We start from the raw sequence: 12,003 nt of genomic DNA, 5'->3' as shown, positions 1-12,003 counted from the left end.
TTAGAAACCTTACCCCCTCTGCCGCCACCAGGTTCATACTGAAAGTCGGGATTGTGTGCAGAGGGAGGATTGCAGGCGATGAGTGCGAAACTGGCCACCAAACCATCCAGAACCTTGTTGAGGCAGCTCGAGTCCATGCTCGACGAGGTGCAGACACCCGAGTGTCGCCACTGGCTGGAACAGGAGCTTGAGGGATACTCTCTCTGTTCGCACCTGCCTTGGTATCGCATCATAGCCTGTCGGCAACGCGGTCACTTCTTGGACCTGAAGACGGGAAAATACCTGACTTGTCATATCAACAGTCAAACGCTAAGCCAACGCGACCTGGCCCAAATTCAGTTCATCTATGCCCGTGAACCCGCCGCCCACTATTTGCTGCAACGCAATTCCGGTATTGAGCCCTGGCCAGAACAGCTGCTGGAAGATTATCAGGAGCAGCTGATCCCCGGCCATCTATGCCTGCAAGCCTGGCATGAGCCCGTGTCTTCATTACGTGAACAACTGATGGAGGGAATCGAACATTTCATTAGTGAGTACCCCAAGCACGCGGCCTTGCAACCTCAGCATGGCTTCAAGGCATTGCGGCATCAGCACTGGCATATCTAACAGGCGCCTGGCGCGCAAGGAGGGCACCATAGACAGAACCCAACCAGAGATTGCCACAATCTAGAGTGCCGGAGTCAGGATCAGACTCCACCCTGGGCCACCGAGCGGTGGCCCTTTTATTGCCCTGCGCCGGGCAACGGAACTGACGAGACGGATGAAACAGAGAGACAGAGAGCATTGCAGTTGCCCTAGCAAGCCGCAAGCCTGAATATCGCCCTCCACTTGCGCAAACGCCAGATGCGAAAAGGCCGCTCTATTGAGCGGCCTTTTCTAATGTGGTCGGTGTGAGAGGATTCGAACCTCCGACCCCTTCGTCCCGAACGAAGTGCGCTACCAAGCTGCGCTACACACCGATGTCTGCGGGACGGGAATTTACCGAAAGCCCCGACTCGACACAAGCCTTTTTTACGTTTGTAAGCAAAAAAATGGCTGTTCGCTCAACTATTCGTCAGTTCCATCCGTCCTGAGCCGTCAGCGGCCAAAAAATGGCCTGGCAACGCTTATGACGAAGCGAGCTGGAATTCGGCCGGGCCGAGCAAGCGACGACGCCAGTCAGCGACCACACCATGCTCCAGCCAGTCTGCCGCATGCTTGCGCCAGTTGGGCGAGAGGGCCGGATTTTCCAGCAGCAACAGCAGGTCCGCCTCGTTGCGCAGCTGGTTGAACAGGATATCGGCGGTGCGCTTTACCGTGAGTTCAGGGTAGGGCCTGTCCACCAGCTCCAACCGCTCCTGCGGCATCACCATCCCCTCCTCCAGCACCCGCAGCAGCCAGCCGCAGCGGCCGCTGAGCTGCATCACCTGCGACATCTGGCCATAGCCAAAACGCTGGTTGAGCTTGAAGCAGGGGGATCTGGGCTGGCTTATCTGGATCAGCGCCTCGCCGAGTCGATAGACATCGCCGATGCAGGCCTGCTCCTCGGTCAGCCCGACCCCGGAGAGGTTCTCGCCGAAGGCGGCCGGTTGCCAGGGGGTACGCGGGGCCGCCAGACCCAGCGCCGTCTGCCAGTTGTGCCACCAGGGGTAGTGATCGGCGGGATAGTAGTGCAGCGCCCGATCCGGGCCGCCATGGTGGCGCTGGTCGCACTGTTCGTCGCCAGCCAGACCATTGGCACCGCACCAGAGCGGTATGGAGGTGGCTTGTTTGTGGATGGCGCTGACAAGGCCGGGAACCAGTTCGGTACCCTGGCCGCTAAAGATGGAGATCCGCATTCTCATCCTCCGGATTGACGAGAGAATGCGGATCTTAACACGAGGTCAGGCGACTGCCTGCATCTGGGTGGTCATGGCGATCTCGGCGCGGCGACGTTTCTCCGCCTTGGCCATCAGATACCAGCTGCCGAAGGTGAACAGCGACACCGACAGCAGGATCAGGCTGGCCACCGCGTTGATCTCGGGTTTCACCCCGAGCCGCACCGCCGAGAAGACCTCCATCGGCAGGGTGGTCGAGCCCGGGCCGGAGACGAAGCTCGCCAGCACCAGGTCATCCAGCGACAGGGCAAACGACATCATGCCACCCGCTGCCAGCGAGGGGGCGATCATCGGGATGGTGATCAGAAAGAACACCTTCCAGGGTTTGGCCCCCAGATCCATGGCCGCCTCCTCGATGGAGAGATCCAGCTCCCGCAGGCGGGCCGACACCACGATCGCCACATAGGCGGTACAGAAGGTGGTGTGGGCTATCCAGATGGTCACCATGCCCCGCTCGGCGGGCCAGCCCACCAGCTGGGCCATGGCCACGAACAGCAGCAGCAAGGAGAGACCGGTGATCACCTCGGGCATCACCAGCGGCGCCGTCACCATGCCGCCGAACAGGGTCCGGCCACGGAAGTGCGGGATCCGGGTCAGCACGAAGGCCGCCACCGTCCCCAGCGCCACCGCTGCAATGGCGGTATAGAAGGCGATCTCCAGCGAACGCAGCACCGAACCTATCAACTGCTTGTTGTCGAGCAGGCCGAAATACCACTTCAGCGACCAGCCGCCCCATACCGTCACCAGCTTGGAGGCGTTGAAGGAGTAAATCACCATGATGATCATCGGCAGGTAGATGAACAGCAGCCCCAGCCACAGCATCAGCTTGGCAAAACCAAAGCGCCTCATACTTTACCCTCCAGCTCTTTGGCCTGGTTGCGGTTGAACAGGATGATCGGAATGATCAGCACCGCCAGCATCACCACCGCCAGGGCGGACGCCACCGGCCAGTCACGGTTGTTGAAGAACTCCTGCCACAGCACCTTGCCGATCATCAAGGTCTCGGGACCACCCAGCAGCTCCGGAATGACGAACTCGCCCACCACCGGGATGAACACCAGCATGCAGCCGGCGATGATGCCGTTCTTGGAGAGCGGCACCGTGATCTGCCAGAACCGGGTCAAGTTGCGGGCACCGAGGTCGGAAGCCGCCTCCAGCAGACTCTGGTCGTGCTTGACCAGGTTGGCGTAGAGCGGCAGCACCATGAACGGCAGGTAGGAGTAAACGATGCCGATGTAGACCGCCAGGTTGGTGTTGAGGATCTGCAGCGGCTCGTTGATGAGGCCTATGCCCATCAACAGGCTGTTGAGCAGGCCGTTGTTGCTGAGAATGCCCATCCAGGCGTAGACCCGGATCAGGATCGCGGTCCAGGTCGGCATCATGATGAGCAGCAGCAGAACGGTCTGGGTCTCCTTGTTAGCCCGGGCGATGGAGTAGGCCATCGGATAGCCGATCAGCAGGCAGAGCACTGTGCTGATGAAGGCCATCTTGAGGGAGCCGAGATAGGCCGCGATGTAGAGCTCATCCTCCTGCAGCAGCAGGTAGTTGCCCATGTGCAGCAAGATGGTGAGCTGATCGTCGGCCCAGCTCACCACGTCGGTGTAGGGCGGGATCGCCACGTCCGCTTCGGCGAAGCTGATCTTCACCACTATGATGAAGGGCAGCAGGAAGAACAGGAACAGCCAGAAGAACGGGATGCCGATCACCAGCTGCCGCCCCCCCAGTGCCTTCAGTCGTCTCAATGCCATCATGATTGCAGCACCACGCCGCTGTCATCTTCCCAGTAGAGGAACACCTGGTCATCCCAGGTCGGCCGCTTGCCGTGGCGTTCGGCATTGGCGATGAAAGCCTGAACGATTTTGCCCGAAGGCAACTGGATGTGATAAACCGAATGACCGCCCAGATAGGCGATGTCATAGACTTCGCCCTTGGTCCAGTTGAAGTCCGGATGCTCGATCTCCACCGGCTTTTGCAGGCTCATCAGCAGTTTTTCCGGCCGCAGGGCGTAGGTGACCTTCTTGTTCTCGGCGCGGGAGCTGATGCCGTGGCCCACATAGATGGGCTGCTCCAGATCGGCGCAGGCGATGGTGGCGTGGTCCTGCTCATCCTCCACCAGCAGACCGTCGAACAGGTTGACGTTGCCGATGAACTCGCACACCAGCCGGCTGGCCGGGGTTTCGTAGATGTCCATCGGGCTGCCGATCTGTTCGATGCAACCCAGGTGCATGATGGCGATCCGCTCGGCCATGGTCATCGCCTCTTCCTGATCGTGGGTCACCATGACGCAGGTTACCCCGACCCGTTCGATGATCTCGACCAGCTCGAGCTGCATCTGGGAGCGCAGCTTCTTGTCCAGCGCCCCCATGGGCTCATCCAGCAACAGCAGCTTGGGGCGTTTGGCCAGCGAACGCGCCAGCGCCACCCGCTGGCGCTGGCCGCCGGAGAGCTGATGGGGCTTGCGGCGGGCATACTGGGTCATCTGTACCAGCTTGAGCATCTCCTCCACCCGGGCATCGACCTCCGCCTTGGGCAGGCCATCCTGCTTGAGGCCGAAGGCAATGTTCTGCGCCACCGTCATGTGGGGGAACAAGGCGTAGGACTGGAACATCATGTTGATGGAGCGTTCATAGGGCGGCATGTCGGTGATGTCGACCCCGTCGAGGAACAAGCGTCCCTCGGTGGGACGCTCGAACCCCGCCAGCATCCGCAGCAGGGTCGACTTGCCGGAGCCGGACCCGCCCAGCAGGGCGAAGATCTCGCCCTTGTGGATGTTGAGGGACACGTTGTCGACCGCCAGCGTTTCATCGAACTGCTTGCTTACCCTGTCTATCTTGACCAGCACTTCTTTGCGTTGCTGGCTGCCCTCGAGGGCTTTCTTGTAGGCACTGGAGGCTATCGCCATTACCAAACTCCCAAAGGTAATACCGGCCGGGGCCGATCCATAAAACAGTCTGGCGCCCCGGGATGGGCGCCAAGGTTAGGTTCCGGACTTGATCTTGGTCCAACTCCGGGTGATCAGGCGCTGCACCGCGCGGGGATGTGCCTGCTGCACATACAGCCGCTCCAGCACCGCCTGGGGTGGATAGACGGACTCGTCATTGCGCACGTGCTCCTCCATGAACTCCCCCGCCTTGGCGTTGGGGTTCGCGTAGCCCACATGATTGCTGATCTGGGCAATCACCTCGGGCTGCAACACGTAGTTGATGAGGGCGTGCGCCTCTTTCACGTTGGTGGCATCGGCCGGGATCGCCATCATGTCAAACCAGAGGTTGCCCCCCTCCTTCGGTATGCTGTAGGCGATCTTGATCCCCTTGCCGGCTTCGTCGGCACGGGCCGCCGCCTGCAGGATGTCGCCGGAGAAACCGGCTGCCACACAGATGTCGCCGTTGGCGAGATCGCCGATGTACTTGGATGAGTGGAAATAGGCCACATAGGGGCGTACCTTGAGCAGCAGCTCCTCGGCGCGCTTGAGATCCGCCGGATCCTGGCTGTTGGGGTTGAGCCCCAGATAGTTGAGCGCCGCCGGAATCATCTCGTCTGCCGAGTCGAGGAAGGCGACCCCGCAACGGGCCAGTTTCTGCATGTTTTCCGGTTCGAAGATCACGGCCCAGGAGTCAATCTTGTCGACCCCCAGCACAGCCTTGACCTTGTCGATGTTGTAACCGATGCCATTGGTGCCCCACAGATAGGGCACGGCGTACTGATGACCCGGATCCACCTTGTCGAGCTGCTTGAGCAGCACAGGATCCAGGTTGGCCAGATTGGGCAGCAGGGCGGGATCCAGCTTCTGGAAGGCCCCCGCCTTGATCTGTTTGGCCAGGAAATTGTTGGAGGGCACCACCAGATCGTAACCGGTGCGTCCGGTCAGCAGCTTGCCTTCGAGGGTTTCGTTGGAATCAAACACGTCATAGACGGTCTGGATCCCGGTCGCCCGCTGAAAGTCGCTGAGGGTGGTCTCGCCGATATAGTCGGACCAGTTGTAAAAGTGGACCACAGGGGCTGCCTGAGCCACATTTGCCAACCCCAGAGCCAGGGCCATCGTCACTATCTTGGTTGTGTGCACTTACTCAGTCCTCTTAATGTGTGATTTGCCAGTCGCGCATCCTTACGCGCCGTCCAACCTGTCGGGTGGGTCACCTCCCTCCCGGCCGAACTGCGGACCGGGAGGGGCACTCGTCACTTACTTGCCTGACTTGATCTTGGTCCAGCTACGCGTCATCAGACGCTGCACCTTGGCCGGCAGATCCGGGAAGGTGTAGATCTTGGCCAGCGTCTCGTCGCTCGGGTAGATGCCCGGATCGTTGCGGATCTTCTCGGACACCAGCGGCACGGAGGCCTTGTTGCCGCTCGGGTAGCTGACGGCGTCGGAGATCTTGGCGATCACCTCCGGCTTCATCAGGTAGTTCAGGAACACATGGGCCGCTTCCACGTTCTTGGCATCGGCCGGGATGGCCAGCATGTCGAAGAAGCTGCCAGCCCCCTCTTTCGGGATCACGTAGGTCAGGTTGACGCCGTTCTTGGCCTCGATCGCCCGTGACTTGGACTGCTGCAAGTCACCGGAGTAACCGACCGCCACACACAGGTTGCCGTTGGCCAGATCCGAAATGTATTTGGAGGAGTGGAAGTAGGCGGTATAGGGACGGATGGAGAGGAACAGCTCCTCCGCCTTCTTCAGCTCGTCCGGCTTCTGGCTGTCCGGCTTGAAGCCCAGGTATTGCAGGGCGGCCGGCAGCATTTCGGTCGGCGAGTCGAGGAAGGAGACACCGCACTCCTTCAACTTGGCCATGTTTTCCGGTTTGAACACCAGATCCCAGGAATCCACCGGCGCCTTGTCACCCAGCACGGCTTTCACCTTCTCCGGGTTGTAGGCATAACCGATGGTGCCCCACAGGTAAGGAATGGAGTACTGGTTACCCGGGTCGCTCGGTTCGAGCGCCTTGAGCAACGAGGTATCCAGGTTTTGCCAGTTGGAGAGCTTGGACTTGTCCAGCTTCTGGAACACGCCCGCCTTGATCTGCTTGGCCAGGAAGGGGTTGGACGGCACGACGATGTCATAGCCCGAACTGCCGGCCAGCAACTTGGCTTCCAGCACCTCGTTGCTGTCGAACACGTCGTAGACCACCTTGATGCCCGTCTCTTTCTGGAAGTCTTCCAGCGTGTTTGGCGCGATATAGTCGCTCCAGTTGTAGACGTGCAACACCTTGTCCTCGGCCATCGCCCCGGTACTCATCATGACCAGTGCCACAGAGGCTGCAATCATTCCCGTTTTGAAAGACATCGTCCTTGTCTCCTAAGCAAATTGTATGCGCAAGCCAACCTGCCCGGCGCCCGCCTATCCCCGCAGCTTTGCCGCCGTCAGATCGAGACTGAGCCTGGCCAGATTGACCAATTCATCCACCTGTTCCTCGGTGATCACCAAGGGGGGCGATATGATCATGGTATCGCCGACCGCCCTCATCACCAAGCCATTGTTAAAGCAGAACTCCCGACAGGTCATACCGGCCTGCAACCCAGCCGGGAAGCGGCTGTTGGTCTGCTTGTCCTGCACTATTTCCAGCGCGGCCACCAGGCCTTTGCCACGGGTTTCGCCCACCAGCGGATGGTCCGCCAGCTCCGCCCAGCGGCGCTGCAAATAGGGGCCGATGGTATCATGAACTCGCTTAACTATGCTTTCGTTTTGCATAAGCGTAATGTTGGCAATCGCCACGGCGCAGGCCACCGGATGACCGGAGTAGGTGAAGCCGTGGTTGAACTCGCCCCCCTCTTCCACCAGCACCTTGGCGACCCTGTCCCCCACCATCACGGCCCCCATCGGCAGATAGCCGGAGGTGATCCCCTTGGCCAGGCACATGAGATCCGGCTTGATGCCGAAGCCTTCGCTGGCGAACCAGTGACCAGTGCGGCCAAAGCCGCAGATCACCTCGTCGGCGATCAGCAGGATGCCGTACTTGTCGCAGATGCGCTGGATCTCCGGCCAGTAGCTGTCGGGCGGGATGATGACGCCGCCAGCGCCCTGGATCGGCTCGCCGATGAAGGCGGCCACCTGATCCACCCCCAGCGCCAGAATCTTCTCCTCCAGCTGACGGGCACGGGCCAGTCCGAATTCGTGGGCGCTCATCCCCTGCCCCTCGCCGAAGTGATAAGGCTGGTCGATGTGCACGATACCGGGAATAGGCAAGCCACCCTGGGCATGCATCCCCTTCATGCCACCCAGGCTGGCGCCCGCCACGGTGGAGCCGTGGTAGGCGTTGTGGCGGCTGATGATCACCTGTTTGTCCGGCTGCCCCTTGCTGGCCCAGTAGTGGCGCACCATGCGCAGCACGGTATCGTTGCACTCGGAGCCCGAGCCGGTGAAGAAGACGTGGTTAAGGTGCGGCGGCGTGATCTCGGCCAGCAGGGTCGCCAGCTCGGCAGCGGGCGGGTGGCTGGTCTGGAAGAAGAGGTTGTAGTAGGGCAGTTGCTGCATCTGGCGGGTGGCGGCGTCCACCAGCTCCTGGCGGCCATAGCCCAGGTTGACGCACCACAGGCCGGCCATGCCATCCAGAATGCGCTTGCCTTCGGAGTCTTCCAGATAGACGCCCTCGGCCCGGGTGATGATGCGGCTGCCTTTCTTGTTCAGTGCCTGAAAATCGGTAAACGGATGCAGGTGATGGTTGGCTTCCAGTTGCTGCCACTCACGGGTGGTATGCTGCATTGCTTGCTCCTCGGTTCCTTCGATTTAAGCGATGTTTGTTGGTCAGTTGAGGAGGTACAGACAACTCCCCCGGTCACGGTGACGCACCGAGTGTCGTGCAGTGCCTGCTCCCCAACTGTCTCGATTCACGCGGGAGGGGCCGGCGGCCCCTCCGGGCAGGGTGATGCGCGACCGGCGCGCATCCGGGTCACACGTTCAGCAGCAGGAACTCCCGTTCCCAGCGGCTGATCACCCCGAAGTAGGTCTCATATTCCTTGCGTTTGACCGCCACGAAGGCCCGGGTAAAGCGCTCGCCCAGCATCTCCTTGATGGGGTCGCACTGCTCTAGGTGGCTCAACGCCTCCTCCAGCGAGCGGGGCAGGCTGTAGGGCAGCTCATAGGCGCTCGACTTCATCTCCGGCAGCGGCTCCAGCTTCTCCATCATGCCGAGGTAGCCGCAGGCCAGGGTGGCGGCCAGCGCCAGATAGGGGTTGGCGTCGGCGCCGGCGAAGCGGTTCTCCACCCGGCGGGCACTGGCCTCGGAGAAGGGCACCCGCAGGCCGCAGGTACGGTTCTCCACCCCCCACTGCACGTTGCGCGGCGCGCTCTCGCCAAAGGTGAGTCGGCGGTAGGAGTTGACGTTGGGGGCCAGCAGCGCGGTCACCGCCGGCGTGTATTTCTGCAGGCCGGCGATGAAGTGCATGAACAGCTCGGAGTGGCCGCCGTTCTCGGTGCCGAACAGGTTGCGGCCGTTCACATCTTCCAGACTCTGGTGGATGTGCATGGCGGAGCCGGGCTCGTCGCTCATCGGCTTGGCCATGAAGGTGGCGTAAATCCCGTGGCGGTGGGCCGCTTCCCGCATGGTGCGCTTGAACAGGAACACCTGATCCGCCAGATCGACGGCGTCGCCGTGCAGGAAGTTGATCTCCATCTGGGCGGCGCCGGACTCGTGGATCAGGGTGTCCACCTCCAGCTCCTGCGCCTCGCAGTAGTCATACATGTCTTCAAAGATGGGGTCGAATTCGTTGACCGCATCGATGCTGAACGATTGGCGGGCCGTCTCGGGGCGGCCGTTGCGCCCCACCGGCGGCACCAGCGGATAGTCGGGGTCTTCGTTGCGCTTGACCAAGTAGAATTCCAGCTCGGGGGCCACCACCGGCTTCCAGCCCTGCTTCTCGTAAAATGACAGGACCCGACGCAGCACGGAGCGCGGCGCGATGTCGATCAGCTTGCCATTGATGTCGAAACAGTCGTGGATCACCTGGGCGGTCGGCTCCAGCGCCCAGGGGACGAAACGAATGGTGTTGGGATCGGGATAGAGCTGCATGTCCCGCTCCAGCGGGTCGATCATGCTGTCGTCATCCGGATACTCGCCGGTCACCGTCTGGGTGAAGATGACCTCGGGCAGGCGCATGCCCCCCTCGCGCAGAAACTTGTTGGCTGGAATGATCTTGCCTCGGGCATTGCCGGTGAAATCCGGAAACAGGCACTCCACTTCCGTGATGCGATTGCTCTCCATCCAGCCCTTGATACTGTCCATGTTAAACCCCGACTCTACGGTTGCCATTGGCAAGGGTGTCTAATATATGGAACACCCTTGTTATCAAATTGTAATCAACACCACCATAAAAGCCCGCCATCAGGGGCAATGTCAAGCGGTGGTGTTTAAAAAACTATAAATAACGGCGCATATAATGACCATCGCGGGGACAAATACTAAACACCCTGGCGTGGTAACGACTCACTGCAAGCCCGGTGCCAACAAGCGTGCGGGATCCCCCATGTTCTCAGTCAGACCCTGTCTGAATCGGGTCATTTTTTTGCAAGGGCGCACAATACTTGTCCTCTTTGCTTTGCATGCCTGCATTTTTTTGGTACAAGGCCCGCCCTGATTTGCACTCTCCTGCTTGGATTTGGTGCAAATTCAGGACACAGGGCTTGGTCTGCAGGCAGACAGCCCCCATAAACAGGGATAATTGGGTTAGTAAACTGACTGGTAGTAAATCGTATGTGTGATTTCATGACTGAAGACCAACTGGCCTTTTACAAGGGACAGATCGAGCGCCAGATCCTCGAACTCGAAGATCGCCTCAACTCCCAGGCCAGCCAGGCCATCGCCACCGATACCAACGAGATGGCTGATGAAATTGACCGTGCCAGCATCGAGGAAGCCCGTCGTCTGGAGCTGAACCGCATCGAGCATGACAAGCTGCATCTGCGCAAGCTGCGTGGTGCCCTCAAGCGCATCAGCGAAGGGGATTTCGGCTACTGCGAATCCTGCGGTGACGAGATCTCCCTCAAGCGGCTGCAGGCTCGTCCCGAGTCCCGCTTCTGCGTTGAATGCCAGAGCACCAAGGAGTTCAACGATACCCACGTGTATCGTCGCGTCGCCTGACGCCTCGCTGCCTGCTCACATTCGTACGGCGAGCGTCGCCAGCGGGGTGGGCATGCAGGTGACAATGAGGACACCAGGCTGCTCACCCTGGCGGATCACGGCTACGCAGCAAGAGAGTGACAAGTTCTGTTAGACTCCGGGCAAGCCCGGAATCTACAGGAGAGCAGAGAGTGAAATGGTTCCTCAAACTGTGCTTGTGTCTGCCGTTGCTGGCACAAGCACAGACCCTCACGGTCAAGGTTCCCAGCCGGCCGATCAACGACCTCGACAAAGAGTACCAGCTCAAGCTGCTGGAACTGGCGCTGACCCATGCCGGCCAGCCGTTTCGCATCAAGCAGGTCGAACTCAATCTCAACCAGTACAGCCTGCAGCAACAGCTGAGCAAGGGCCAAACCATCAATGTGTTCTGGATGGGCACCTCCAGCGCCCTCGAATCCTCGCTCATCGCCGTGCCGATCCCGCTGTTTCGCGGGCTGGAAGGGCTGCGGCTCTCCTTCATCCATGCCGATGCCCAGGAGAAGTTCAACCAGATCAACTCGCTGGCCGATCTCAAGCAGCTGAAGGCGGCGCAAGGGGTGGGCTGGGCCGACAACAAGATCCTGGAGAACGCCGGCATCCCCACCTACTCAGGGCGCTACAGCAACCTGTTTCGGCTGATCAACGACGGTGACAAGCTGGACTTTTTCCCGCGCAACCTGGTGGAGATCTTCGCCGAGCGCAGCGAGCTGGTGGCGCAATATCCCAACCTGGTCATCGATCAGCACCTGTTGATCCGCTACCCCTTCGCCGAGTTCTTCTTCGTCAGCCCGGAATCCCCCAAGCTGGCCAAGGCGATCCAGACCGGCCTTGAGCGGGCCTATGCCGACGGCAGCTTCATGAAGTTCTTTCGGGAGAACCCCAAGATCCGCGAGGCCCTGGCCAGCGCCAATCTCGATCGGCGGGTCACCATCTCCCTGCCCAATCCCGACATGACACCGTTGCTAAAATCCATTCCGGCCCAATATTGGGAGTATCCCCCGCAGGGATAAGAGTCGGCCACCTCAACCGGGGTGGCACCCACGGCGCGCCAGGGAGGTGCC

General features: G+C 60.5%; 11 protein-coding genes and 1 tRNA gene. 3 read left to right on the top strand and 9 right to left on the bottom strand.

The window, feature by feature from the left end; genetic code table 11:
• Positions 1–78: 78 nt before the first annotated feature.
• The gene (locus tag OKB87_RS15800) at positions 79–606 is read left to right on the top strand and encodes an AbiTii domain-containing protein (protein WP_270827957.1); all 528 of its coding nucleotides are present in this window, start codon (positions 79–81) and stop codon (positions 604–606) included.
• A gap of 276 nt (positions 607–882) precedes the next feature.
• Here the strand turns inward: OKB87_RS15800 and OKB87_RS15795 are convergent.
• The 9 genes from OKB87_RS15795 to OKB87_RS15755 all read right to left on the bottom strand — a co-directional run bounded on the left by OKB87_RS15795 (position 883) and on the right by OKB87_RS15755 (position 10,069).
• Positions 883–959: transfer RNA gene (locus OKB87_RS15795), tRNA-Pro, on the bottom strand.
• A gap of 147 nt (positions 960–1,106) precedes the next feature.
• Positions 1,107–1,817: an MOSC domain-containing protein gene (locus OKB87_RS15790; protein WP_252452975.1), complete on the bottom strand. Its 711-nt coding sequence runs from the start codon at positions 1,815–1,817 to the stop codon at positions 1,107–1,109.
• A gap of 45 nt (positions 1,818–1,862) precedes the next feature.
• Entirely contained in the window at positions 1,863–2,705 is an 843-nt protein-coding gene (locus tag OKB87_RS15785; RefSeq protein ID WP_011707793.1) for an ABC transporter permease subunit, read from the bottom strand.
• A complete protein-coding gene (locus tag OKB87_RS15780) occupies positions 2,702–3,607 on the bottom strand; it encodes an ABC transporter permease subunit (RefSeq protein WP_017409743.1) in 906 nt (301 codons plus the stop codon). The genes OKB87_RS15785 and OKB87_RS15780 overlap by 4 nt, the downstream gene beginning before the upstream one ends.
• Entirely contained in the window at positions 3,604–4,758 is a 1,155-nt protein-coding gene (potA, locus tag OKB87_RS15775) for a polyamine ABC transporter ATP-binding protein (RefSeq protein ID WP_270827956.1), read from the bottom strand. The genes OKB87_RS15780 and potA overlap by 4 nt, the downstream gene beginning before the upstream one ends.
• Positions 4,759–4,833: 75 nt before the next feature.
• Positions 4,834–5,895, bottom strand: a complete 1,062-nt coding sequence (locus OKB87_RS15770; RefSeq protein WP_429076257.1) for a polyamine ABC transporter substrate-binding protein — start codon at positions 5,893–5,895, stop codon at positions 4,834–4,836.
• A 141-nt stretch (positions 5,896–6,036) separates the two neighbouring features.
• Positions 6,037–7,134, bottom strand: a complete 1,098-nt coding sequence (locus OKB87_RS15765) for a polyamine ABC transporter substrate-binding protein (protein WP_016352333.1) — start codon at positions 7,132–7,134, stop codon at positions 6,037–6,039.
• A gap of 54 nt (positions 7,135–7,188) precedes the next feature.
• A complete protein-coding gene (locus tag OKB87_RS15760) occupies positions 7,189–8,550 on the bottom strand; it encodes an aspartate aminotransferase family protein (protein WP_270827954.1) in 1,362 nt (453 codons plus the stop codon).
• Positions 8,551–8,737: 187 nt separating this feature from the next.
• Entirely contained in the window at positions 8,738–10,069 is a 1,332-nt protein-coding gene (locus OKB87_RS15755; protein WP_011707799.1) for a glutamine synthetase family protein, read from the bottom strand.
• A gap of 468 nt (positions 10,070–10,537) precedes the next feature.
• On the opposite strand from OKB87_RS15755, the gene OKB87_RS15750 reads away from it, so the two are divergent.
• Positions 10,538–10,924 (top strand): TraR/DksA family transcriptional regulator, encoded by a 387-nt coding sequence (locus OKB87_RS15750; protein ID WP_010635769.1) that lies wholly within the window; start codon positions 10,538–10,540, stop codon positions 10,922–10,924.
• Positions 10,925–11,094: 170 nt separating this feature from the next.
• Entirely contained in the window at positions 11,095–11,952 is an 858-nt protein-coding gene (locus OKB87_RS15745; protein ID WP_226032569.1) for a hypothetical protein, read from the top strand.
• Positions 11,953–12,003 lie beyond the last annotated feature (51 nt).

Origin of the sequence: Aeromonas sp. Y318-1 (assembly GCF_027706125.1) — a bacterium.
GTDB lineage: Bacteria > Pseudomonadota > Gammaproteobacteria > Enterobacterales > Aeromonadaceae > Aeromonas > Aeromonas hydrophila.
The sequence above is the reverse complement of the archived record's forward strand: the minus strand, read 5'-3'. Positions and strand labels throughout refer to the sequence as shown.